This is a genomic window from Phycicoccus sp. Soil802 (assembly GCF_001429605.1).
GTDB lineage: Bacteria > Actinomycetota > Actinomycetes > Actinomycetales > Dermatophilaceae > Pedococcus.
Map to the genome: position 1 here is coordinate 422,920 of NZ_LMSS01000005.1, position 23,567 is coordinate 446,486.

The following is a 23,567-nucleotide window of genomic DNA, read 5'->3' on the forward strand; positions in this document are numbered from 1 at the left end:
CGGTTCGCGGGCGGGCACGTCGAAGGCCCGCCCCCCGTGTCTTTGGACGACAGCGGGGACGGGCCTTCGACGAGAGTGTGCCTCCGGGTCAGTGACCGTGGCCGTGACCGTGACCGCCACCGGCGGACTCGGTCTCGTCTTCCTTCTTCTCCACGACGAGCGTGTCGGTGGTGAGCACCATCGACGCGATCGAGGCGGCGTTGACGAGCGCGGAGCGGGTGACCTTGACCGGGTCGATGACGCCGGCCTTGATCAGGTCGCCGTACTCGCCGGTCGCGGCGTTGAGGCCGTTGCCCGGGGTGAGCTCGCGCACCTTGGAGACGGCGACGTAGCCCTCCATACCGGCATTCTCGGCGATCCAGCGCAGCGGCTCGGCCGACGCCTTCTTGACGATCAGCGCACCGGTCGCCTCGTCGCCCTCGAGGTCGAGGTCGTCGATGACGGTGGCAGCGTGGACGAGGGCGGAGCCGCCACCGGCGACGATGCCCTCCTCGATGGCCGCGCGGGTCGCCGAGATGGCGTCCTCGATGCGGTGCTTCTTCTCCTTGAGCTCCACCTCGGTGTGGGCACCGACCTTGATGACGCAGACGCCACCGGCGAGCTTGGCGAGGCGCTCCTGGAGCTTCTCGCGGTCCCAGTCGGAGTCGGTGCGCTCGATCTCGGCCTTGATCTGGTTGACCCGGCCGGTGACGTCGTCGGAGTTGCCGCCGCCGTCGATGATCGTGGTGGTGTCCTTGGTGACGACGACGCGGCGGGCCTGGCCCAGCACCTCGAGGTCAGCCTGGTCGAGCTTGAGGCCGACCTCCTCGGAGATGACCTGGCCACCGGTGAGGGTCGCCATGTCCTGGAGCATCGCCTTGCGACGGTCGCCGAAGCCGGGAGCCTTGACCGCGACCACGTTGAACGTGCCGCGGATCTTGTTGACCACCAGGGTCGACAGCGCCTCGCCGTCGATGTCCTCGGCGATGATCAGCAGGGGCTTGCCGGTCTTGACGACCTTCTCCAGCACCGGCAGGACGTCGGCGATGGCCGAGATCTTGCCCTGGTTGATGAGGATGTAGGCGTCCTCGACCACGGCCTCCATGCGCTCTGCGTCGGAGACGAAGTAGGGCGAGATGTAGCCCTTGTCGAACTGCATGCCCTCGGTGAACTCGAGCTCGGTGGTCGCCGTCGACGACTCCTCGACGGTGATGACGCCGTCCTTGCCGACCTTGTCGAATGCCTCGGCGATGGTCGACCCGATCGTCTCGTCCTGGGCGGACAGTGCGGCGACCTGGGCGATCTCTTCCTTGCCCTCGATCTCGCGAGCGGTCTCGAGCAGCCGGGCGTTGACGGCCTGGACGGCTGCGTCGATGCCGCGCTTCAGGCTGGCCGGGGCGGCACCCGCGGCAACGTTGCGCAGGCCCTCCTTGACCATGGCCTGGGCGAGCACGGTCGCGGTGGTCGTGCCGTCACCCGCGACGTCGTTCGTCTTGGTGGCGACCTCCTTCGCGAGCTGGGCGCCGAGGTTCTCGTAGGGGTCCTCGAGCTCGATCTCCCGGGCGATGGTCACGCCGTCGTTGGTGATCGTGGGGGCGCCCCACTTCTTGTCGATGACGACGTTGCGGCCCTTCGGGCCGAGCGTCACCTTGACCGCGTTCGCGAGCGCGTCAACGCCGCGCTCCAGCGACTTGCGGGCGGAGTCGTTGAACTCCAGCGTCTTAGCCATGAAAGTCCTTCTCTAGTCTGTCGGGTTGAACGCGACGTGCCCTGTATGCCGCGTAGCCGGCATACAGGGCACGTCACTCACGAGGTGCGGATGCTCAGCCGACGATGGCGAGGATGTCGCGAGCGGAGAGGATGAGGTACTCCTCGCCGCCGTGCTTGATCTCGGTGCCGCCGTACTTGCTGTAGATCACGCGGTCGCCGACGGTGACGTCGAGCGGGACGCGGTTGCCGTTGTCGTCGATGCGGCCCGGGCCGATCGCGAGGACCTCGCCCTCCTGGGGCTTCTCCTTCGCGGTGTCCGGGATGACGAGGCCAGACGCGGTGGTCTGCTCGGCCTCGACGGACTTGACGACGATGCGGTCTTCGAGCGGCTTGATGGAAACCGACACGGTGAGGACCTCCCCTTCGGGAATGTCGAAGTTGGACAGTGGTGGTGGTGCAGGGTGCTGCCGATCCGGTCGCCGTCGCGGGGGTCGACCGGCTGGCTGCGTTAGCACTCGGCGAACCGGAGTGCCAACGCAAATCTAGGCTCGTGGTTAGCACTCGGTCAACTCGAGTGCCAGATCTGGTCAGGGAGTTCGCCGTGGGCGGACGGCGGAGGCCATATCCGGTGGCGCCGAGCACCCCCGAGCGGGCAGTGTCTGGCGCATGACCTCCCCCACGAGCGACCCCGCGGTCCTGCTCCGCGCCTACGACGAGCAGCTGCGCGAGGAGCTCTCCTCCGCCCTCACCACACCCAGGCTCGGGCCGCTGGTGCTGGCCACCTACCTCGGGGGCCGGGGTTTCATCACCTACCAGAACCTGGACGTCGACGGTCGACCCGCTGACGAGGACTCGGTCCGGCAGCTCGTGGAGCAGGCGCTCGCCCACTACGAGGCGATGCCCGAGATCCAGCGGGTCGAGTGGAAGACCCGCGGCCACGACCACGCCCCCGGCCTGCACGAGGCGCTGGTCGCCCACGGCTTCGTCCCCGACGAGCCCGAGTCGGTGATGATCGGCGAGGCCCGCCTCCTGGCCGTCGACATCGACCTGCCCGACGGGATCGTGGTGCGCCGGGTCACCGACGAGGACGAGGTCCGCGCGATGCTCGCGATGCAGTCCGAGGTGTTCGGGGACGACCCCGAGGAGGCCGAGGAGCACGTCATCCAGCTCCTGCACCGGCTGCGCACCCGCGACGACATGGAGATGTGGGTGGCCGAGCACGACGGCGTCGTGGTCAGCGCCGGCCGGCTCGAACCGGTCGAGGACACCGACTTCGCCGGGATCTGGGGTGGTGCGACGCGACCGGAGTACCGCGGGAAGGGCATCTACCGCGCCCTCACGGCGGCACGGGCGCGGTCGGCCATCGGCTACGGCAAGCGCTACATCAACAGCGACTCGACCGAGTTCTCCCGACCGATCCTGGAGCGGTCCGGCTTCGTCAAGGTCTCGACGACCACCCCGTACGAGTGGCGACGCACCCGCTGAGAACTCGCCACAACCAAGAGGCCCTGTCGTGCGTCTGAGTGGATGAGGTTTCCGTCGGAGTCCCAGACACGGCCGGGAGGTCACCAGTGAAGTTGACGCACGCAGTCACGCTCGATGCCGTCGGCACCCTGGAGGCCGGCGCCGCGCGACTCACCGGCACCTACTCGTGCTCCGGCAGCGGTGCGGCGACCGTGTCGATCTCCGGATCACTGACCCAGGGGTCCGACGTCGAGGGCATCTCCTCTCCGGTCGACGGCGTGTGCGACGGAGTGGTCCACCCGTGGAGCCTCGCCATGAGCGGGCCGAGCGCTTTCCAACCCGGTCCGGCCCAGGGCGAGGTGACGGTCAGCGCCTGCGCGGGTGCCCCCTGCACCCACGACACGGCGCGCGGCCAGGTCACCCTCTCCCCGGGGGCCTGACCGCGGTCGCGGGTCCCAGCCCCCGGTCGGGGTGCCGGGACCCGCGACCTCAGCGCGCGGCATACGCAACAATGCGCGACATGGACCTGGCCCTGCTGCGACGGCTGACCACCGGCGAAGGCTGGGGTCTGCTGCAGTCGCTGCCCCCGTACGAGGAGTCGGGCGCGCTGGCCCTGCAGCAACGGCTGCGCGGCGCCGGCTTCGACCCGGACCTCGTCGCGGCTGCGCTCAACCAGGCCAGGCTGCGCGCGCGGGCCGTCGAGAAGTTCGGCGAGTTCGCCCGCGGCATGGTGCTGACGTCCGACGGGCTGGAGCAGGCGACTCGCCTTGGCGTCGCCGCGCAGCACGCCCAGCGCTACCGGGCTGCGGGCATCCACACCGTTCACGACCTCGGCTGCGGCATCGGTGCCGACGCGATGGCGATGGCCGGGCTCGACCTGCGGGTCCGCGCGATCGACGCCGACGAGCTCACGGCCGGCATCGCGGCGGTCAACCTGCGGCACTGGCCCGACTCGACCGCGCAGCAGGGCGTCGTCGAGGAGTTCACCGCCCCGGCCGGCGAGGGTGGTCGCGGGGTCGGTGCCTGGCTCGACCCGGCGCGTCGCACCCCGGGCGTCGCCGACGTCACGGGTCGGACCCGGCGGATCTTCAACCTGGCCGAGATCTCCCCGAGCTGGACCACCGTGCAGGAGGTCGCCCGGGCCCTCCCCGCGACGGGGGCCAAGCTCAGCCCCGCCTTCCCGCACGCTGCCCTGCCCGCTGGGTCCGAGGCGCAGTGGACCTCGTGGGAGGGCGACGTCGTCGAGTGCGCCGTCTGGTGGGGCCCCCTGGTCCGGACCGCGGGCCGCAGCGCGGCGCTGCTGGGCGCCACCGGCCCCGCGGTGGTGGTCACCGAGGCCGACATGGACGGCGATGCCCCACCGCTGGTGAACCTCGCCGACCTCGGCGGCTGGCTCTACGAACCCGACAAAGCAGTGCTCCGGGCCGGCCTCGTCGGCGCCCTGACCGCCGCGACCGACGGGGCCGAGCTCGATGCCGGGGTCGGTTACGTCGGGTCGAGCCGGTCCGTCGACGTCCCCTTCGCCAGGCGGTATGCCGTGGTCGAGGCGATGCCCTTCAACGTCAAGGCACTGCGTGGCTGGCTGCGCGACCACGGGATCGACCGGCTGACCATCAAGAAGCGCGGGGTCAGCGTCGACGCCGACCTGCTCCGGCGCCAGCTCCGGCTGCCGGCAAAGGGGCACCAGGAGGCGACCGTGGTCCTCACCCGGGTCCGCAGCAACCAGGTCGCGCTGATCGTCAACCCGGCCTGACCCGGCGGACCCCACTGGGGCAACCGGAGGCAAAAGCAGGCAATCCGGGGCAAGCGGTGCCCGGAATCGCCGGGAGTTGGCCCTGCGCCGTTACCATCTCGTATCCTCGGCGGCGATGTCCTCCCCTCACTCCACCGGTTCCGGCCGCCACCGTGGCGCCAGCCCCCGACCCACGACCCTGCTGTCCCGGGCGTGGCGACGTCCGAGCCACCGCTCGGCCGTCAAGGGCCTGGGCCTGGCTGCGTCGGCCCTCGGGGTGGCCACCGCGTTCGCCGCCCCTGCGCCGGGTGCGTCCTTCGAGCTGACCGCTGCCGAGGTGAACCAGCAGCCCGTGGTCGCCCGCGCCGAGGCCCTGTCAGCCCCCGCCCGGGTCGCGGACTACGGCGTCATCGGGTTCACCGCGAAGGCCGCCGCCAAGCCGAAGGCCACGGCCACCGCGGCCGCCAAGAGCGCCCGGACGGACACCGGCATCTCCCGCAACACCTCTCGGGTCGGGCTGGGCAACGTCGGCGGGATGACCCCGAACGCGATCGCCGTGATCAACGCCGTGAAGGCGGAGTTCCCCGGCTCCGGACCGTTCGGTGGCTACCGCCCCGGCGACCCGCTCGACCACGGCACCGGCCACGCGGTCGACATCATGTGCAGCACGGCCGAGGGCAACGAGATCGCCAGCTTCCTGCAGGCGCACGCCGGCGAGCTCAACATCAAGTACCTGATATGGCGCCAGCGCATCTGGTACCCCGGCGGCAGCTGGCAGGGCATGGAGGACCGCGGCAGCGCCACGGCCAACCACTACGACCACGTGCACGTCTCGGTCTTCTAACCCGTTTCGATGTAAACGCGCCGGTGATCACCGGCGGGTTTACCTCGAACCGGTGGGGCGCGAGGTCGCTAGAGCTCGGGGTCGAGCTGCGCGCCTCGGTGCCGGACCGCATCGGCCCCGGCCTGGCTCGCTGCCCTGATCGCCGCGTGCCGGTCCGCTCCGCGTGCCAGCGCCGCAGCAAGGGCACCGCAGAACGCGTCGCCCGCCCCGGTGGTGTCGACCACGTCAGCCGCGTCGACCGGTATGCCGTCGTGCCGCTCGCCGTCCCAGCTGCACCCCGCGGCGCCGAAGGTCACCAGCAACGAAGTGGGCTGGGCGTCGCTGTCCGCGAGCTGGAGAGCCTCGTGCTCGTTGACCACCAGCGGGTCGGCGAGGGCCGCGACATCGTGCGGGAGGGCGGCATACGGGGCGGCGTTGAGGACCACCCGCGCTCCGGCGCCGTGGGCGAGCCGGGCTGCGGCCGCGACGGTGCGCACCGGCACCTCGAGCTGGAGGAGGAGCACGTCACCGGCGCCCAGACCCGCCAGCGCGTCGGTCAGACCCTCGGGAGCGACCTGGCCGTTGGCCCCGGGGATGACGACGATGGCGTTCTCCCCCTCGTCGTCCACCGTGATCCAGGCCTGCCCGGTCGGCGCGCTGCTGGTGCGCACGGCAGTGACGTCGACCCCTCGGGACCGGAGCCGCTCGACATAGGCTCGCCCACCCTCGTCGTCGCCGACCGCGGCCACCATGGCGACGTCCGCGCCCGCTGCGGCCGCAGCAACGGCCTGGTTGCCACCCTTGCCGCCGGCGAACCGCTCGAGCGCTCCGTCGGCCAGGATCGTCTCCCCCGGACCGGGGTGGCGCTCGACGGCGGCCACGAGGTCGACGTTGAGCGAGCCCAGCACCACGACCCGGCCCATCAGCGCATCCCCCCGCCGACCGTGTCGAGCCAGAGGGTCGCGTAGCGCTGGGCGTCGACCTCGAGGCAGACGTCGATGGTCGACCGGGCCTGCCCGTGCGGGTCGTGGTGGAGTCCGGCCGACCAGTCGCGGCGGTCGACGATCGTGCGACCTCGCGACCAGGTGCCGGCCAGCTCGACCCGCACCGGCAGGCGTTCGCGGCGGACCCCGGCCGGCTCGAGCACTGCACAGACGGCGCCGGCGTCTCCGATCGTGGCGTCGACCGTCCCGAACCGCTCGCACTGGAACGCGATCAGCCGCCCGGCAAGGTCTGCGGCGTCGCGCCCCCCGGGGGCGGACAACATTCGTGCTGTCTCCTGACCAACCCGCGGGGCGTAGAAGACGTCCAAGCCATACATCGTCACCTGGATGTCGAGCTCGGCACTGGCGTCGAGCACCACGGCAGCCGCCTCGGGGTCGTGGAACACGTTGAACTCCGCGGACGCCGTCGCGTTGCCGACCTCGGCCCCGCCGCCCATGAAGACGATCTCGCGAATTCCCTTGGCAGCACTGGGATACGTGCGCAGGAGTAGGGAGATGTTGGTGAGCGGTGCGAGTGGGATGAGGGTGATCCGGCGGTCGACGTCACCCTCGGCGGCCTCCAGGAGCATGTCGCGCAGGAGCTCCACGGCGTGCCGCGGGTCGGGCTGCCGCTCCGACTTGGGCCAGTCGAGGTCGCCCATGCCGTCCTGCCCGTGGACGTGCCGGGCGTCGACGGGCTCCTCCAGCAGCGGGCGGTCGGCACCCCTCGCGACGGGCACGTCGGGCCGGTCGGCGGCGTCCAGGACGGTGAGGGTGTTGGCGACCACCGCGTCCACTGCGGCGTTGCCGCCCACACAGGTCACGGCGCGCAGGTCGAGGGCTGGGTGCAGCGCCGCGAGGAGCAGCGCACACGCGTCGTCGACGCCGGTGTCGACGTCGAGCACGACGGGAATGGCCATGCCGCGATCCTGCCAGAGGGAGCCGCGCGCGCCCGGCGCGGTTTCGTCGCAGCTGGGCCAGCGGGATAGGTTCGGGCGGTGACTGAGCACCCGGCCCGCCACGCCCGCGTCCTCCTGACCGGACTGGCAGTGCTGGCCCTGACCATGACGGCCGCCTGCGACTCGGGCACCCCGGGGGCTTCCTCCACGAGCACCTCGTCCGGCAGCTCGTCCTCGTCCTCCTCCTCCTCGTCGAGCCCGAGCTCGTCGACCTCCGGCTCGACGACGACCACCGCTGCGCCCACGTGCGGCGAGCAGCTGGCCAGTGCGATGACCCCGGCCCAGCGCGCCGGACAGCTCCTGATGGTCGGGCTCCAGCCCACCGGCAGCTCGCGCACCCTCGCCGCCCAGGTGAAGAAGCAGGACCTCGGTGGCGTCATCTACCTCGGCGGGTGGTCCAACGGCGCGACCTCCATGGCGACCATCTCGGCCCGCCTCCAGGGCGCCGCCCCCGACGGACTGCTCATCGCTGCCGACCAGGAGGGTGGCCAGGTGCAGCAGCTGCGAGGCGCGGGGTTCACCCGGATGCCCTCCGCGCGCACCCAGGCCGAGTCCGGCGTCGCCACCGAGGAGAAGAACGTCGAGACGTGGTCGCGCGAACTGAAGAAGGCCGGCGTCAACATCAACCTCGCCCCGGTCAGCGACACCGTGCCCACCTCGCTCGGGGCGGCGAACCAGCCGATCGGCCGCTACCGCCGCGACTTCGCCCCCGGCTCGCCCAAGACCAATGCTGCGTATGCCGCGGCGTTCGTCCGCGGGACCCTGGCCGCCGGCATCGCCCCGACCGTGAAGCACTTCCCCGGCCTGGGCCGGATCACCGGCAACACCGACGTCAGCAGCACTGGGATCACCGACCGGACGGCTGACGCCGACGACCCCTACCTCGCGCCGTTCGCCGCCGGGATCGCGGCGGGCGCACCTCTCGTGATGGTCTCCTCGGCCTACTACCCGAAGCTCGACGCGGACCACCAGGCGATGTTCTCCAAGGCCATCGTCACCGGGCTGCTGCGCGACACCATGGGCTTCAAGGGCGTGGTCATCACCGACGACGTGGGCGCGGCCAGGGCGGTCTCGGCGGTCCCGGTCGGTCAGCGGGCGACCCGGTTCATCGCGGCCGGCGGCGACATCGTGCTGACTGCTCGGTCGTCGCAGGCGTCGGTCATGCTCAAGGCGATCGCGGCGAAGCGGGCTGCCAGCCCGGCGTTCGCCGACCAGGTGGACGCGGCAGCCGCACGGGTGCTCGACCTCAAGGCCGACCTCGGCCTCGTGAAGTGCAGCTGACCCGGACCAGCCGTACCAGCTGAGAGCGGAAGGCTCGACGTCATCCCTGCGCGGCAGTGAGGTCCATAGTCCAGCACACGGCGTCGCCCTCGACGGCCACCACTGCGTCGTCGCGGATCACGCGGACGTCCAGCCTGGTGATCGGCTTGTCGTGCCGCACAGCCGTGACGGTGACCTCGCCGGTGATGGTGTCTCCGGGGCGGACCGGCGCGAGGAACCGAAGGTTCGTCTGCATGAAGACCGTGCCAGGCCCCGGCAGCCGTTCGGCGACGACGGCGTTGAGGATCGCGCTCGTCACGCCCCCTTGGACGACGATGCCGCCGAAGGGAGTGCGCCGCGCGGCTTCCTCGTCGTAGTGGAGTGGGTTGCGATCGCCACTCAGGCTGGTGAACAGCGCGATGTCTTCCTTGGTGATGGTCCGGGACAGCGAAGCCTTTTCGCCCACCTGGGGCGCCCGGTTCGACCACGTGCTCATGACTACCTCGTACTCCGTCGGCGGAACTGGTGTGCTCCAGTCGTTCTCGATGAGATGCACGGTAGGGAGCCGACCTTTCGCAACCCTTCCGCGCAGGCCGCCCGCGTTCGCGGAAGGTCTGTGGAAGGGACGTCGATACCTTGGTGAGGACCACCCGCACCACTCGACGGGTCCGAGCACCGGGCAGGAAGATCGAACGCATGGCCAGCACCGAACACCGGGTCGTGGTCCACGTCCAGCTCCTGGGTGACGTCGTGGTCCGCGTCGGGGAGCGAGCGGTCATCGCTGGCGCGCGGGGTCGTCGAGACCCGATCCGCCTCGCCGAGTACCTCGCGCTGGCGCCCGGGCGACGCGCCCACCGCGAGGTGGTGGTGGAGGCCCTGTGGCCGGACGCCTCGCTCGACTCGGTCGGCAACCGGCTGCACACGGCGGCTCACTACCTCAGGCGCGCGATCGGCATACCGGAGAGCGTCACGTTCACCGCCGGCACCGTGTCGCTGTTCCCCGGGGACCTGGTGGACGTCGAGGTCGACGCAGTCGTCTTCGAGCGGCTGGCCCGGACCGCTCTGGACCCGCAGTCCTCGCCCGAGGAGCGGGCCTCCTGCGCGGAGCGCGCCCTCGACCTGTATCAAGGCGACCTCCTGCCGCACGAGCTCTACGAGGACTGGGCCTTCCACCACCGGCAGCGCCTCCAGCTGCGGCATCACGAGCTGCTCCGGAGCAGCGGCCGGTTCGCAGAGCTCGTGGCCCTCGACCCGGTCGACGAGGAGGCGCGAGTGGCGCTGATGCGCGAGCTGCTGGACGCCGGAGACCGTGCCGGGGTGCTGCGCCACTTCACCGCGCTGACCGACGCGCTGGAGCGTGAGCTGGGGATCGGACCCAGCGCCGAAGCCAGCGCCGTGCGGGACCTTGCCCTGACGCCGATCGTGCGGCCGGCGGCGCCGGTCGCGTCTCCGCGGGCTGCCACTCTCGCCGACCAACGGGTGAGCTTCTGCCACACACCAGACGACGTGCGGCTCGCCTACGCGGTCAGTGGATCTGGCCCGCCCTTGGTGAAGGCGTCGAACTGGCTGACCCACCTCGACCACGACTGGGAGAGCCCCATCTGGCAACCGTGGTGGAGCGCGCTCTCGCAGCGACACACCCTCGTGCGTTACGACGAGCGCGGTTGTGGTCTCTCGGACTGGGAGGTGGACGACGACTCCTTCACGCTGGAGGCGTGGGTGCGTGATCTCGAGACCGTCGTCGACGCGATGGCACTGGAGCGCTTCCCGCTCCTCGGCATCTCCCAGGGCGGACCGATAGCCATCACGTATGCCGCGCGCCACCCCGAGCGCGTATCTCACGTCATCGTCTACGGCACCTGTGCCCGGGCCACGTGGGCCCGCGCGGACGACAGCCTGCGACGCGAGCTGGTGGCGTTGGGGGAGCTGATCAAGACGTCCTGGGGCGGCGACCAACCGGGCTTCCGACAGGTCTACGACGCGCGGTTCCTGCCCGACGGTCCGCTGGAGAGCTGGCGTGCCTTCGACGAGCTGCAGCGACGCTCAGCCTCAGCTCGCAACGCCTATCGCTTGTGGCGCGCGTTCGGAGACCTCGACTGCACCGAGGCCGCCCGCACCCTCGACGTGCCGACCCTGATCATGCACTCGTCGGACGACCTGGTCTGGTCCTTCGCCGAGGCAGAGGAGCTGCACTCCATGGTCCGCGGGAGCCGGCTGGTCAGGCTAGACAGCAAGAACCACATCCTGCAGGGCGCAGAGCCCGCGTTCGGGGTGTTCGTCGACGAGGTCCACTCCTTCCTGGCCAGCTGACCGGACCGCACCGAGTCGATGGAGGAGACCGTGTCGATGGAGGAGTATGGGGTAGACACGCCGCATGCGTATTGGAAGCGTGGACGTCCGGCCCCTCGGGGGCACAGCAGGCTGCCTCACGATGATCCTCGTGTCAGTGCTTCTCTCGGTCGTGCTGACAGTCGGGCTCAACCTGCTCTTGCGCTGAGCTACGCGCGTGAGGACCTGCCCAACCGTGGCCCAAGGTCGACGGGGTCGAGACGATTCCCGTTCCCCGTCCGGTGGGACGCGCGTGCCTCAGGACGGCAGCCACTGCTGAGCGCGGGCCACGCGAAGCTGGTCTCGTCCGTTGCCGAGGGCGCCCTTCTCCTTGCGGAAGCCGCCGCCGGCCCAGGCGGAGTCGTCCACTGGTGGCGGTTCGGCACCGTCCCAGGCCGCGTACCCGCCCAACAACCCGAAGGAGGCCTCCGCCAGCAGCACGTGGTCAGCCAAGGCGCGCAACGCCTCGGGCGGACATGCGGCCAGGAACTGCCCGGGGTACTTCTTCTCGGCGAAGACGACGAGGTGCGCCAGGCGGAAGGTGTCGTCGACAGTCAGGTGTGCGCCCGACGCCATGCCGGTCCGGACTGCGTCGAGCACGGCCGAGCGGTGTGGCGCCGTGAGCTCCAGCATCGCCTCTCGGTGCGCGTTCTCGAGGGCGTCGGCGGGGGCGGAGCGCAACAGGTAGCGGTACTGGCGCACGAACGGGTCCGAGTCGTCCGGAGCCGTCGCGACGGCCGGACTCTCTGGGACCCCGTGACCCCGGCCGAGTGCTCGGCGCATGGTGCAAGGCTAGGCTCGCGGCCCGGCGACACGCCAGAGTCGACGAAGCTGCGGCTTCGAGGCTCTGAACCCTGGGGCTCCGTGCCCCGCCGGTCACGCGTTGCCATCGGTGGGGTGCAGCAACAAGTTACGGAGTAGCCGAGGCCGGCGGACGACTGGCCGTGGACGTTGACGGTGTCACCGCAGCCTCCTGCTGGCCCGATGGCTGGTTGCGCAGGCGCGCGAGCGCCTCGCGGGTGTGTGACTTGACGGTTCCGACGGAGATGTCGAGAGCCACCGCCGTCTGGGCCTCGGTCAGGTCGTCGAAGTAGCGCAGCACCAGCACCGCTCGTTGGCGCGGCGACAGCCTTCGGAGGTCCTCGAGGAGTGCGATGCGGTCTAGGTTCTCGGCACTGGCGTGGGACGACGCTTCGGGCATCACCTCGGTGGGGACCTCGCGCCAGCGACGACCGCGCCAGCGGTTCACGGACTCGCGCGCGAGCACCTGCCGGACGTAACCCTCCGGCCGGTCCTCGATCCGTTGCCACTTCGGCACCACCTTGATCAGGGCTGACTGCACGAGGTCCTCCGCATCGTGATGGTTCCCCGTCAGCAGGTACGCGGTCCGCAGCAGCGCTCCTCGGCGAGCGACCACGAACTCCTCGAAGCTGGCGTAGCCGGTCATGACCGGCCGCCCGTGCGGAGCGCCTGGCCGATCAGGGCGCTGGCGAAGGTGACCCGCTCGGGCGCCCCCGACGCGACCACCAGGCGACGGTGCGCATCATCGACCGGCAGCTCGCAGCGCATCATCGGCCGGCAGAACGGAGTGGCGGCGTGGAACTCCTCGGCCACCACTGTCACCTCGCCATTCGTCGGGTCCTTCCGGTGCCCGAGTAGCGTGTCGGAACCGATGACTCCGAGGAGGTTGCAGAGACCTGGCACGTCAGCTGGCGGACTGTCCAGGGTCGTCGCGTCGTAGACGTTGAGCGTGGAACATGCCTTCGGATCGTCGCTGTAGTTCGTCGGCGGGCCCAGCGCGGGCCAGCTGGCGACCGCAACGTCGGAACCGGTGTAGGGCACCCGATAGGGGTTGACTCGGGTGGGCGCTTTACCCGGCTCCCAAAGCCATCCGTCGCCGTCACTGCCTCCCGCGACCAGGCCGAACAGGTGCGTGTTGTCGACCCAGAGGGCCCCCACGCGCGTACCGAACCCGAACGCGGACGTGTAGGTCTGGCCGCTGACCAGGTCGCGGACGACCGGCTGCAGCACCACATCCTGTGCACCAGGTTGGAACGTGTAGGCGATCCTGCGGCCGTCGGGCGACAACGCGACCCTCACGTTCTGAGGTGCCTCGGGATTGTCATGGGACAGCGGGATCGGGAGCTTGCCGAACTTCCCCGTCCGAGCGACCAGGCCGACCGCCTCGGGCGAGCCGCCACCCTCGCGCGGGACCAGCCAGACTGCCGCCAGCGGTCCTGGAGAGTCCCCGAGCTCCGGCAGTGCCGCCCCCGCCGGGTACTGGATCGGAAGCGTGAAGGCCACGGTCGTCGCCGGCGCGGGGTCGGGCCGATCGCGATCGCCGAGTCGTAGACCGACCCCCGTGCCGACGGTGCCCACCACCAGGGCAGCGGCCGTGAGGGCGACCAGCTGCTTCCGCCGGGCCTGCTTTCCGCGTGCCCAGAGCTCGGCCGGTGGCGCACCTCCCGTCGGTGCGTCGTCTGCCAGGTCCACCAAGAGGTCGCGCAACGTGTCCATGGGCTTCTCCGATCCAGAGTCTCACCCAGGAACACGCCGCGGGAGACTCATTCGGAGGGGGCCGCGACCCGCCCATGCGTCAGACCGCAGGATGGTCGGCCTTCGCGACGACCGTCACCCAATCTTGTGGATCTGATAACCCACTGCGGCCATTGACTTCCCGGCGGGAACGAGGACGACGACAGACTTCGGCGCCGCCCGATCGAGTACGAGCTCCAGAGCATCGGTGCTCGTCGTCCCTGCACAGTCGTGCAGCTGGCGGATCACCGATCGGTCCCCGAGTGAGAAGTGCGCTACGAGCACGCCCTCTCCAGCGCACCTGACGACGAGGCGGTAGGTCCCCGCCGGCCAAGTCCCAGCATCCTCGTCGCGGATGATCATCGTTTGGACGCCGGTCGTGCGTTGGACAACGGTGGGCCTCGCTGGGACGGTCACCACAGCGTTCGAGTCCTGCGCCCTGTTGACGGACGCCATGAGGGTGTCCATGCGCGCAACGAAGTCGGCCGAGCTGCTTGTCGTCGTCGGCGGCGAGCTGGGGGCACCAGCGTCGGCGCCGGTGCAGGCTGACGCGACAAGAGTCATGACGAGGCCTACCGCGAGCGGTCTGGCCCAGTTGGATGTCACCCGGGCAAGCCGCGTTGACCACCAACGGCGCATGCGGTCAACCACCGTTCCAGCGTGCGAGGCGCACGTTCGCCGAAGCTTGCGGAGAGGTCGGCGGCAGGGTCCACGCCACATAGTGGCCCGCCGCCTTCACCCGACTGACGCCGAACGCCTCGCCCAGCTTCACCGGTGACCCGGTCTTGAGCGACCACAAGTACTGACCTGCGTCACCATCGCCGCTTCCGTTTCCCCACGCTATGAAGTCGTCGCCGCAGACCAGTTCCGTTCCGCGAGCGCTGTCCCTCAGGCGGATCGTCTGGACGTCCCGAGTACTACGGTTCAGCATCTTGATCGTTCCGCCGTCATCCGGCCCGACGGGGATGGCCCAGGCCACCACGTCCGGGCCCACACACAGCTCCGAGATGAAGCCGACGTCTCCCACCGTCCCGTGGTAGATGATCTCGTCCCGGGCACCCCGGCGCAGGCGGATGTCGTACCCGACGCTGTCCGGTGCCGTGTTTGGATCACGCACGTAGACCAGGCCTCCGCGCGGGTCGACGGTGGGCAGGTCGGCACCTTCCAGGAAGACGCGAGGATGCGGAGCCCCATCGAGCTCCACGGTGGCGATGTTCGTGGCGATGGGCAGGTCCGTCCCGGCCTTGCGGAAGGACCACCAGACGCTTTTGCCGTCGCTGGCTATGAGGTGGTCGCCGCCAGCCGCCGGCGGAAGCGGATGACCTTTGGCGAAGGTGTCGGAGTCGGCGAGCAGCCGAACCTGGCCGTGCGACCACCCGAACACCTTCCAGTCGACGTCGAACAAGTCGGTGGACCGGGTCTCCAGCCATGCCGCCGTGGCGTCGTTCGGCATCGTGCCGTCAAAGGCCTGCCGCGGCAGAGCCTCCTTCGGCGTTGCAGGCAAACCACGAGCGCTTGGCTCCACTCATCACCTGCATCCGAGTTTGCGCGATGAGGCTGCCCTGGGCGGGCGGGGGATTCACGCCGACTAAGGCGTGACCGTCGGGTGACAGTGCGAGGACTCCATTGCGAGTGGTTCCCGACATGCCCCGCAGGGTCGTCAGCACGGTGAGCTCGCCAGCCCGTGGCTTGCGGGCCGCGTCGGTGCTCAGCTCCCGAGCACGGGCTGGCGGACTCACTGTCGTGGAGAGTGGCTGAGATGCGCTCACATGGGCTGGAGATGCGGGCTCGGCCTGGCACCCGGCGAGAGCCAGGGTTGCCAAGGCAAGCGCCGTCGCCCGGGTTCGCCGCATCTCAGTACGCGATCCCGTTGCTCTGGAGGAAGGTCGCGAATGACGACGAACTGTAGGAGAAATACCGGGCGGCCGTTGTGAAGATGGTCGTCGAGGAGTCGGCCCAGCCGATGGTGCCTCCACTGTTGCTGTAGGCGTACGCGGCGATCCAATGTCCGATCAGCCGGTTGGGATGCTTGTTGTAGTGCGGCCCGTCGACGAACTCAACGGTGTTACCGCTGAACGGCATGCCATTGCCGCCGATGCTCTGCGCGGCCACGGACTTCAGCAAGGAACCGCTTGGCGCGTGCACCTGGACGTACCAGTTGACCCCTCGCCAGCGGTTGACGCCGCGGGTCCAGTCAGCTCGAGCCCAGTCGGTCTTGCCGTACTTGTCCGTCTCCATGTGGTTCGCGTTGGCGAGGCCGGCCTGCCCGGGAGACGTGCCATCGAAGCGGCTGGTGAAGCCGGCCCCGTGCAGGTACCGGATGATCTCGTAGCCGCTCGCGGGGCCGCAATAGTAGTCCTTGTTCTGCCCCACCTGGACGACCCCCAAGGACCGCGAGGTCGGGAAGGCCGCCGCCAGGTCCGTCGACGTCGCCACTCCGGACGCCATGTTCGACGACAACTTCGACGACCCTGCACCGGGTCCGCCGTACTTTGCCTCGTAGGCTGCTTCCGCGAGCTGCGCGCCGGCAACGTCTCCGGCAGCGGCGGCTTTCGCCCAGCTCTGCGTCGCGGCAACCTTGTCGATCGCTTGCGGGGTGTCCGGTGGGGCCGCTCCCGCGGGGGTGATGCCTCCTCCATCGACAACGATGGGATCGGGCGCCCCTGCAAAGCCAGGCTGAGCCGTCGTTGCCACACACACTGCTGCAAGTCCGAGAACCGTTAGAAGCCTTCTCATGTTGCTCCCCTCCTGCTCCGTGGCCGCCTGCGTGTCGATACGCAGTCCCGTCGGCCAAGTGCGTAGCAGGCAGACTGCCGAGCGGCGCATTGCCTGTCAATGACTGGCTTTCTAGTCACTCGCAGTCATCGCGAGTCGCCCTCAGTCACTCAGGAACGAGGTCGCGGGAGGGTCGGTCCGGGCTAGGCCTGGACGAGGGTGACCGGCATCGACGAGTCCGCGGGGAGCGCGAGGTCGGACGGCGCGCGTCCCTTGATGACCATCTGCGCCCCCAGGGACGCGACCATCGCGCCGTTGTCGGTGCACAGCCCCGGCCGCGGCACCCGCAGGGTGATGCCAGCGGCGTCGCAGCGCTCCTGGGCCATCGCCCGTAGCCGGCTGTTGGCGGCGACGCCACCACCGATCTGGAGGTTCATCACGCCGTGCTCCTTGCAGGCCAGGACGGCCTTGCGGGTGAGCACGTCGGTGACCGCCTCCTGGAACGACGCGGCGACGTCGGCGACCGGCACCGGCTCCCCTGCCGCCTCGCGCGCCTGCACCCACCGAGCCACCGAGGTCTTGAGCCCGGAGAACGAGAAGTCGAACCGGTAGCGCTCCATGTCGCGCCCGGTCGTCAGCCCCCGCGGGAAGTCGATGGCGACACGGTCGCCCTCCCGGGCCATCCGGTCGATGTGTGGCCCGCCGGGGAAGGGCAGCCCCAGCACGCGGGCCACCTTGTCGAAGGCCTCCCCCGCCGCGTCGTCGATCGTCGAGCCCAGCGACTGGATGTCGTCGGTGACGTCGGGCACGAGCAGGAGCGACGAGTGTCCGCCCGACACGAGCATCGCCAGCGTCGGCTCGGGCAGCGGCCCGTGCTCCACGATGTCGACGGCGACGTGCGAGGCGAGGTGGTTCACCCCGTACAGGGGCACGCCGAGGGCGACCGCGAGCGACTTGGCCGCTGCCACGCCCACCATCAGCGCACCGGCCAGCCCGGGGCCAGAGGTCACCGCGATCGCGTCGAGGTCGGACAGCCTGACGCCTGCCTCCCGCGTCGCCCGCTCGATCGTCGGGACCATCGCCTCGAGGTGCGCACGGCTGGCCACCTCGGGGACGACGCCACCGAAGCGCGCGTGCTCGTCGACGCTGCTCGCGATGGCGTCGACCAGCAGGGTCTCGCCGCGCACGATCCCGACACCGGTCTCGTCACAGGACGTCTCGAGGCCGAGCACGAGCGGCTGGTCTGTGCTTCTAGAAGCGGCGATCCTCGTGGCCGTACTCACGGCGCCACCTCCCCCAGCTTGAGCCGCATCACGTGGGCATCCACGTCACCCGGCTGGTAGTAGCGTCGACGGACGGTCAAGGTCTCGAAACCCCTTGACTCATAAAGGCTTCGGGCCGCGCCGTTGTCAGCGCGCACCTCGAGCATGAGGTATGCCGCGTGGTCGGCGACCGCGCGCGACACGAGCTCCTCGAGGAGCCGGCGGCCGAGGCCCTGCCCCTGCTGGCTGGGCGCCACCGCCATCGTCATCACGTCGGCGACCTCGCCGCCGAGGTCGACCCCGCCGTAGCCGGCCACCGCGCCGTCACCCTCCTGCACGACCACGTAGGAGCGACGCGGGCGGGCAGCCAGCTCGGCCCACAGCGAGGCAGGCGTCCAGGCGTCGTCGGGGAACAGCTCGGTCTCGAGCGCGACGACGTCGTCGATGTCGGTCCAGTGCAGGTCGCGCAGGGTCGCCGTCGTCATGGCGTGGCCCGTTCTGCGGTGGTCAGCGCATCAGGCCGACGCAGGTAGAGCGGCTCGACCGGCAGGTCCACACCGGCGTCGAGGCGTTGCAGCGCAAGGCCGGTCAGCACCCCGGCCGAGACGTCGAGGACAGCAAGGGGTTCGGGGAAGAGCTCGGGATACAACACCGGGCCACGACCAGCGGTCGGGAGCGACCGGACCTCCTCCGGCAGGTCCGCAGGACGCACGACCGCCGGGTCGGTCAGGCGCACGGCCCGGTCCTGCTCGGGGCGGTCGGGGTCGACCCGGTACCGCGCCCAGTAGACCTCCTTGCGCCGCGCATCCGTGGCCACGAGGAACTCGCCCTCCCGGACGTGCTCGAGTGCCTGCTGCGCCAGGACGTCGAGGCTGCACATCCCGTGCACCGGAATCCCCCGGGCATGGGCGAAGACCAGACCGCTGACGATGCCGACCCGCAAGCCCGTGAAGGGCCCCGGGCCGTTGCCCACCACCACGTCCGTCACGTCCGCCGCGGAGACCCCGGCGCTGGCCAGCTGGTCGCGCATCAGCGGTGCGACGCTCTCGGTGTGGCCACGCGGGTCGTCGGACCAACCCATCGCCCAGTCGGCACCAGCGGAGACGGCGACGCTCACCGACGTCGAGGTGTCGATGGCCAGGACGACGCGGCTCATCCGTTGGCCCCGAGATCGGACAGGTCGGCGTCGGCCCAGCGCGGGCCGTGGCTCTGCACGCGGGCCCGACGGGTGTCCTCGCCGCTGAGGGTGACCTCGAGCCGGTCGTCGGCGAGGTCCTCGGCAAGCCCGTGCCCCCACTCGACCACGGTCACGGACTCCTCCAGCGACGTGTCGAGGTCCAGGTCGTCGAGCTCGGCGAGGCCCCCGAGCCGGTAGGCGTCGACGTGCACGAGAGCGGGCCCGCCGACCAGCGACGGGTGGACGCGGGCGATCACGAACGTGGGCGACGTGATCGGGCCGCGCACCCCGACCCCCTCGGCCAGCCCCTGGGTCAGCGTCGTCTTGCCGGCACCCAGCCCTCCGGTCAGCACCACGAGGTCACCGGCCGACAGCAGGCGACCCAGCCGGGCGCCCCAGGCCCGGGTGTCCTCAGCAGTCGTCAGGTCCGGGCTGGTCAGCTCAGGCACGGCCTTCTCCGCGGCGTGCCCTGGCGACCTTCCGGCGCTTGGCCAGGTCGGTGACCGTGCGGCGGACCCGCGGCTTCCGCGCGACCTTCACGCCTTCGGCGGCGGCCCGCATGCCGCGGTCGATGAGGGCCTCGAACTGCTCGTTCAGCACCTCCGGGTGCTCGAGCATGATGATGTGACCGGCCTCCTCGATCACCACGTGCTCGGCGCCGGGGACGAGGCGGACGATCTCCTCGCTGTGGTCGGGAGGGGTGAGCACGTCGTGGACTCCGTTGAGCACCAACACCTCCACGCCGTGGAAGTGCACCAGCGCGTCGCGCTTGTCGTGCTGGTCGAAGGTCGGCAGGAAGTCGGACATCACGTCGAGCGGGGTGCCGAAGATCATGTCGGCCGTGAGCCGCACCGCTGCCGGCGGCACGGGCGAGGCGAAGCTCCAGCGCTCGACGAGGAACTCCTCGATGTCGCGACCGGCTCGCAGGGCGGTGCGCACCAGCCCCGGACGCGCCGACAGCCGGTCGAGCACCGACGGCCCGAACCGGCCGACGAGCTTGCCGAAGTACTGCCCGAAGCCGAGCGACACCAGCTGGGCGCCACCCGCACTGGTCGCCACGAAGGCGGTGGCGACCACGCGGTCACCCACCAGGTCGGGGTGCTGGTCGGCGAGCGCCATCGTCGTCATGCCGCCCATCGAGTGGCCGATGAGCACGAGCTGCCCCTCGGGTGCCGTCTCCTCGATCACCCGGTGCAGATCCCTGCCGAGCTGGTCGATGTCGCAGGACTCCTCGCTGCCGCGTCCCGAGCGCCCGTGGCCCCGCTGGTCCCAGGTCACGACGCGGAACCCGTCCCGCACCAGCGCCTTGCGCTGCAGGACCCAGCTCTGGAGGCTCAGGCAGAACCCGTGGGAGAAGACCACGGTGGGCTTGTCCCCCGAGGACGCGTCGGCGTCAGGCTCGTCGATCTCGACGTGCAGGGGCACGCCGTCGTCCGCGACGACGACGAACTCCTTGTCAGGGGTGTGGGCAAAGGCCCCGGCCGGCGCCAGGACCGCGAGCCGCGCGTGCCGCTCCTTGCTGACCCGCCCGGCCGCGATGCCGGCAGCCGTGGCCACACCAGCGGCGGCGAGCCCGATGCCGAGGCCGGCGAGGCTGCGGTTCGTCGGGCTCACTGGTCGCCTCCGACGTGGATCCGCGGCACCCGGGCGCCGACCCGCGTCACGATCTCGTAGTTGATGGTGTCGATCGCCGCCGCCCAGTCCTGCGCGGTCGGCTCACCGGCTGCGCCGACGCCGAACAACACGACCTCGTCGCCCGCCCTGGCCGTCGAGTCGGCACCGAGGTCGAGCACGAACTGGTCCATGCAGACCCGGCCCGCCACGGCATACCGACGTCCGCCCACCTGCACCGGCCCGACACTGGTGGCGTGCCGCGGCACCCCGTCGCTGTAACCCATCGGCACGAGGCCGAGCTTGGTCGGCTCGGTGGTGGTGTAGACGTGGCCGTAGGAAACGCCTTGTCCCGCAGGCGAGTCCTTGACGCTGGACAGTCGCGAGACCAGCCGCATCGCCTCGCGCAGCCCGAAGTCCGCGGGAGCCCCGAGGTCGGGGACGGGCGAGAGCCCGTAGACCGAGACGCCGGGTCGCACGAGGTCGTAGTGCGCCGAGGGGTTGGTGAGCGTGGCGGCGGAGTTGGCGAGGTGGCGCACCTGCGGCTCGACGCCCACCCGGGATGCCTGCTCGAGGATGCCCTCGAAGCGCTCCTGCTGCGCGCGCACCGTGGGGTGCTGCGGCGCGTCGGCGTAGGCGAAGTGGCTGAACAGCCCGACGACCTCCACCGCTTCGGCGGCCTGGGCCGACGCCAGGGTCGTGAGCAGGTCGGCGAGGTCGGCGTCCCACGCGCCGTTGCGACCCAGCCCGGTGTCGACCTTGAGGTGGACCCGGGCCGTGCGACCCGTCGCGGCCGCAGCCGCGAGCACCTGGTCCAGCGACCACGTCGTGGAGACACCGAGGTCGATGCCGAGCCCGAGTGCCTCGGTGAAGTCCTGGCCGGGCACGTGCAGCCACGACAGGAGCGGGGCCTCCACACCGGCTCGGCGCAGCTCGACGGCCTCGGGCAGCTGGGCGACGCCCAGCCAGGTGGCGCCACCGCGCAGGGCGGCGCGCGCACTCGGCACCAAGCCGTGGCCGTAGGCATCCGCCTTGACGACGGCCATCACCTCGGCGCTGCCGGCCCGCGCCTTGAGCGCGGCGACGTTGCTGCTGATGGCCGACAGGTCCACCTGGGCACACGCGGGCAGCCCCGGCGGCGCCGGGGCTGGGGGGGTGCTGGTCGTGGCGGTACTCATCGTCGTCCAGTCTTTCACGAGCGCTCAGCTCAGCGAGTGAGCAGGTGGGCCACCGCACTCGGTATGCCGTGTGCCACGGCCAGGGCGCGCACCGGACCGCCCGGGTTGGCCAGGTCGGCGGCGACGCCGTGCACGAGGGCGCCGAGGCTGCCGGCGTCGAGCGGGCTCAGTCCGGAGGCGAGCAGCGCCCCGCACACCCCGGCCAGCACGTCCCCCGCTCCTGCCGTCGCGAGCCAGGGCGGGGCGTCGTTCTGCGAGCGCACCGGACCGCCGTCCTCGGTCGGGGGGACGACGAGGGTGGTCGCACCCTTGAGCAGGACGGTGGCTCCGGTGCGGTCGGCGGCTCGCCTCGCGTGCCCGACCGGGTCGCCCTGGACGGACTGGCGAGTGGTCTCGTCGCCGGTCAGCCTGGTCAGGAGGCGGGCCAGCTCACCGGCGTGGGGGGTCAGCAGGGTGGGGCCGCTGCGCGGTCCGTCGACGAGGTCCAGGCCCCCCGCGTCGACCAGGACCGGCAGGTCGGAGGCGAGCGCGGCGCGGGCGACGTCGAGCTGGGCCTTGGCGCCCTTGGCTCGTGAGTGGGTGTCGAGACCCGGTCCGACGACCCACGCCTGCACCCTCCCCTCTCCGTGGACCGCTTCGGGGACGGCGGCACGCAGCAAGGCGGTCGGCGTCGGGGTCCCGACGTAGCGGAGCATGCCGACCCCTGCCCCGACCGCGGCGGTGCAGCACAGGAGCGCGGCGCCGGTGTAGTCCTCTCCCCCGGCCACCACGCCCAGCACCCCGCGCGAGTACTTGTCGTCAGCGGCTCCCGGGACCGGCCACAGGGCGGGCACGTCGGCGAAGTCGAGACGCTCCACGTCGGGGAGCCCGTCCAGCTCGATCCCGATGTCGATGACCGTCAGTCGGCCGACCGCTGCCTCGCTCGCCGGCAGCAGGTGCACCGGCTTGGCCACCCCGAAGGTCACCGTCTCGTCGGCGAACACCCCGTCGTCGGTGGCAACACGACCGGCCGGGTCCTGGCCCGAGGGGAGGTCCACCGCCACGACGTACGCCGTCTCGGGGATCGCGTCGACCCAGGCCCTCGCCACCTCGGGGAGTCCGGGTCGTCCCCCGATCCCGAGCACTCCGTCGATGACCAGTTCGGCACCGGCGAGCCGGCTCGCCCAGTCGCCGTCGGGCCCGACCACCGTGACGCCATCGGCTCCCCACGAGGATGCGTCGCCGATCGCCAAGGGCCAGTCCCCTTGCAGCGCAACGCAGTCGAAGCCATCGGCAGAGAGCTGCACCGCGGCATACAGGGCATCGGCGCCGTTGTTGCCCGCCCCGGCGAGGACGACCACGCGACTGCCGCCGGAGTCCCGGAGGCGCGCGCGGCAGACGGCGGCGAGTCCCTCGGCAGCCCGGGCCATCAGCTCGCCGTCGTCGAGGCCAGCCATGGCCGCCTCCTCGGCGGCGCGCACCCGCTGCGCGGACCAGGCGCGGAGCACCGGTCAACCCTCGGCGATGACGACGGCCGAGGCGATCCCTGCATCGTGCGACAGGGAGATGTGCATCGCGTGCACGCCGAGCGCCTCGGCCCTCGCCTCGACCGTGCCGGTGATCTGGAGGTGCGGGCGGCCGTCCTCGCCACGGCGCACCGTGGCGTCCTGCCAGTGCAGCCCGACCGGCGCGCCGAGCGCCTTGGCCAGGGCTTCCTTGGCCGCGAACCGGGCGGCGAGGGAGTTGAGCGGCAGGGACCGCTCCTCGTCGGTGAACAAGCGCTCGAGGAGGCCGGGAGTGCGCTCCAGGGACTCCCCGAAGCGCTCCACGTCGACCACGTCGATCCCGACCCCGACGATCACCGGATGTCCG

General features: G+C 71.0%; 25 protein-coding genes. 6 read left to right on the forward strand and 19 right to left on the reverse strand.

What is annotated here, in order from left to right:
* Nucleotides 1–88: 88 nt before the first annotated feature.
* Both groL and groES read right to left on the reverse strand, forming a co-directional pair.
* Nucleotides 89–1,708: a chaperonin GroEL gene (gene groL, locus ASG91_RS13095; protein ID WP_056923052.1), complete on the reverse strand. Its 1,620-nt coding sequence runs from the start codon at nucleotides 1,706–1,708 to the stop codon at nucleotides 89–91.
* A 94-nt stretch (nucleotides 1,709–1,802) separates the two neighbouring features.
* The gene (gene groES / locus ASG91_RS13100; protein ID WP_056916628.1) at nucleotides 1,803–2,096 is read right to left on the reverse strand and encodes a co-chaperone GroES; all 294 of its coding nucleotides are present in this window, start codon (nucleotides 2,094–2,096) and stop codon (nucleotides 1,803–1,805) included.
* A gap of 259 nt (nucleotides 2,097–2,355) precedes the next feature.
* Between groES and ASG91_RS13105 the strand changes: the two genes are divergently transcribed.
* The 4 genes from ASG91_RS13105 to ASG91_RS21250 all read left to right on the forward strand — a co-directional run bounded on the left by ASG91_RS13105 (nucleotide 2,356) and on the right by ASG91_RS21250 (nucleotide 5,729).
* Nucleotides 2,356–3,174, forward strand: coding sequence for a GNAT family N-acetyltransferase (locus ASG91_RS13105; RefSeq protein WP_056923053.1), 819 nt, complete (start codon nucleotides 2,356–2,358; stop codon nucleotides 3,172–3,174).
* Between the two features lie 86 nt (nucleotides 3,175–3,260).
* Nucleotides 3,261–3,593: a DUF6299 family protein gene (locus tag ASG91_RS13110; protein WP_056923054.1), complete on the forward strand. Its 333-nt coding sequence runs from the start codon at nucleotides 3,261–3,263 to the stop codon at nucleotides 3,591–3,593.
* Nucleotides 3,594–3,673: 80 nt separating this feature from the next.
* Nucleotides 3,674–4,906, forward strand: coding sequence for a hypothetical protein (locus ASG91_RS13115; RefSeq protein WP_056923261.1), 1,233 nt, complete (start codon nucleotides 3,674–3,676; stop codon nucleotides 4,904–4,906).
* 115 nt (nucleotides 4,907–5,021) lie between these two features.
* A complete protein-coding gene (locus ASG91_RS21250) occupies nucleotides 5,022–5,729 on the forward strand; it encodes a hypothetical protein (protein WP_056923055.1) in 708 nt (235 codons plus the stop codon).
* A 68-nt stretch (nucleotides 5,730–5,797) separates the two neighbouring features.
* On the opposite strand, the gene ASG91_RS13125 is transcribed toward ASG91_RS21250, so the two are convergent.
* Both ASG91_RS13125 and ASG91_RS13130 read right to left on the reverse strand, forming a co-directional pair.
* The gene (locus ASG91_RS13125; RefSeq protein ID WP_056923056.1) at nucleotides 5,798–6,631 is read right to left on the reverse strand and encodes a PfkB family carbohydrate kinase; all 834 of its coding nucleotides are present in this window, start codon (nucleotides 6,629–6,631) and stop codon (nucleotides 5,798–5,800) included.
* Nucleotides 6,631–7,611 carry a nucleoside hydrolase gene (locus ASG91_RS13130; RefSeq protein ID WP_056923057.1) on the reverse strand — a complete coding sequence of 327 codons (981 nt, stop codon included), beginning with the start codon at nucleotides 7,609–7,611 and terminating at the stop codon, nucleotides 6,631–6,633. The genes ASG91_RS13125 and ASG91_RS13130 overlap by 1 nt, the downstream gene beginning before the upstream one ends.
* Nucleotides 7,612–7,689: 78 nt before the next feature.
* Between ASG91_RS13130 and ASG91_RS13135 the strand changes: the two genes are divergently transcribed.
* On the forward strand, nucleotides 7,690–8,931 hold the full coding sequence (locus tag ASG91_RS13135) for a glycoside hydrolase family 3 N-terminal domain-containing protein (RefSeq protein ID WP_235545609.1): 1,242 nt from the start codon (nucleotides 7,690–7,692) through the stop codon (nucleotides 8,929–8,931).
* 40 nt (nucleotides 8,932–8,971) lie between these two features.
* Here the strand turns inward: ASG91_RS13135 and ASG91_RS13140 are convergent, their stop codons facing one another.
* On the reverse strand, nucleotides 8,972–9,406 hold the full coding sequence (locus tag ASG91_RS13140; protein ID WP_056923058.1) for a MaoC family dehydratase: 435 nt from the start codon (nucleotides 9,404–9,406) through the stop codon (nucleotides 8,972–8,974).
* 200 nt (nucleotides 9,407–9,606) lie between these two features.
* Here ASG91_RS13140 and ASG91_RS20270 point away from each other — a divergent pair, with 200 nt between their 5' ends.
* Nucleotides 9,607–11,220, forward strand: coding sequence for an alpha/beta hydrolase (locus ASG91_RS20270; protein ID WP_082594156.1), 1,614 nt, complete (start codon nucleotides 9,607–9,609; stop codon nucleotides 11,218–11,220).
* Nucleotides 11,221–11,496: 276 nt separating this feature from the next.
* On the opposite strand, the gene ASG91_RS13150 is transcribed toward ASG91_RS20270, so the two are convergent.
* The 14 genes from ASG91_RS13150 to ASG91_RS13215 form a co-directional block, all read right to left on the reverse strand.
* Complete coding sequence (locus tag ASG91_RS13150) at nucleotides 11,497–12,021, reverse strand: hypothetical protein (RefSeq protein ID WP_056923059.1); 525 nt, start codon at nucleotides 12,019–12,021, stop codon at nucleotides 11,497–11,499.
* Between the two features lie 127 nt (nucleotides 12,022–12,148).
* Nucleotides 12,149–12,685 carry a SigE family RNA polymerase sigma factor gene (locus ASG91_RS13155; protein WP_082592332.1) on the reverse strand — a complete coding sequence of 179 codons (537 nt, stop codon included), beginning with the start codon at nucleotides 12,683–12,685 and terminating at the stop codon, nucleotides 12,149–12,151.
* Nucleotides 12,682–13,755 carry a hypothetical protein gene (locus ASG91_RS13160; protein ID WP_056923060.1) on the reverse strand — a complete coding sequence of 358 codons (1,074 nt, stop codon included), beginning with the start codon at nucleotides 13,753–13,755 and terminating at the stop codon, nucleotides 12,682–12,684. Before ASG91_RS13160 ends, ASG91_RS13155 begins: the two co-directional genes overlap by 4 nt.
* Before the next feature lie 114 nt (nucleotides 13,756–13,869).
* On the reverse strand, nucleotides 13,870–14,241 hold the full coding sequence (locus ASG91_RS13165; RefSeq protein WP_056923061.1) for a hypothetical protein: 372 nt from the start codon (nucleotides 14,239–14,241) through the stop codon (nucleotides 13,870–13,872).
* A 175-nt stretch (nucleotides 14,242–14,416) separates the two neighbouring features.
* Nucleotides 14,417–15,226 carry a hypothetical protein gene (locus tag ASG91_RS13170; protein WP_056923062.1) on the reverse strand — a complete coding sequence of 270 codons (810 nt, stop codon included), beginning with the start codon at nucleotides 15,224–15,226 and terminating at the stop codon, nucleotides 14,417–14,419.
* A gap of 401 nt (nucleotides 15,227–15,627) precedes the next feature.
* Nucleotides 15,628–16,467, reverse strand: coding sequence for a hypothetical protein (locus ASG91_RS20700; protein WP_157581731.1), 840 nt, complete (start codon nucleotides 16,465–16,467; stop codon nucleotides 15,628–15,630).
* A gap of 224 nt (nucleotides 16,468–16,691) precedes the next feature.
* Nucleotides 16,692–17,771 carry a tRNA (adenosine(37)-N6)-threonylcarbamoyltransferase complex transferase subunit TsaD gene (tsaD, locus tag ASG91_RS13180; RefSeq protein ID WP_235543384.1) on the reverse strand — a complete coding sequence of 360 codons (1,080 nt, stop codon included), beginning with the start codon at nucleotides 17,769–17,771 and terminating at the stop codon, nucleotides 16,692–16,694.
* Nucleotides 17,768–18,235: a ribosomal protein S18-alanine N-acetyltransferase gene (gene rimI, locus ASG91_RS13185; protein ID WP_056923064.1), complete on the reverse strand. Its 468-nt coding sequence runs from the start codon at nucleotides 18,233–18,235 to the stop codon at nucleotides 17,768–17,770. Before rimI ends, tsaD begins: the two co-directional genes overlap by 4 nt.
* Nucleotides 18,232–18,906 (reverse strand): tRNA (adenosine(37)-N6)-threonylcarbamoyltransferase complex dimerization subunit type 1 TsaB, encoded by a 675-nt coding sequence (gene tsaB / locus ASG91_RS13190; protein ID WP_056923065.1) that lies wholly within the window; start codon nucleotides 18,904–18,906, stop codon nucleotides 18,232–18,234. The genes rimI and tsaB overlap by 4 nt, the downstream gene beginning before the upstream one ends.
* Nucleotides 18,903–19,376, reverse strand: a complete 474-nt coding sequence (tsaE, locus tag ASG91_RS13195) for a tRNA (adenosine(37)-N6)-threonylcarbamoyltransferase complex ATPase subunit type 1 TsaE (protein ID WP_082594157.1) — start codon at nucleotides 19,374–19,376, stop codon at nucleotides 18,903–18,905. The genes tsaB and tsaE overlap by 4 nt, the downstream gene beginning before the upstream one ends.
* A complete protein-coding gene (locus ASG91_RS13200) occupies nucleotides 19,369–20,541 on the reverse strand; it encodes an alpha/beta hydrolase (protein WP_056923066.1) in 1,173 nt (390 codons plus the stop codon). Before ASG91_RS13200 ends, tsaE begins: the two co-directional genes overlap by 8 nt.
* Nucleotides 20,538–21,716 (reverse strand): alanine racemase, encoded by a 1,179-nt coding sequence (gene alr, locus ASG91_RS13205; RefSeq protein WP_056923067.1) that lies wholly within the window; start codon nucleotides 21,714–21,716, stop codon nucleotides 20,538–20,540. The genes ASG91_RS13200 and alr overlap by 4 nt, the downstream gene beginning before the upstream one ends.
* 29 nt (nucleotides 21,717–21,745) lie before the next feature.
* Entirely contained in the window at nucleotides 21,746–23,203 is a 1,458-nt protein-coding gene (locus ASG91_RS13210) for a bifunctional ADP-dependent NAD(P)H-hydrate dehydratase/NAD(P)H-hydrate epimerase (protein WP_056923068.1), read from the reverse strand.
* Between the two features lie 3 nt (nucleotides 23,204–23,206).
* A complete protein-coding gene (locus tag ASG91_RS13215; RefSeq protein WP_056923069.1) occupies nucleotides 23,207–23,557 on the reverse strand; it encodes a holo-ACP synthase in 351 nt (116 codons plus the stop codon).
* Nucleotides 23,558–23,567 lie beyond the last annotated feature (10 nt).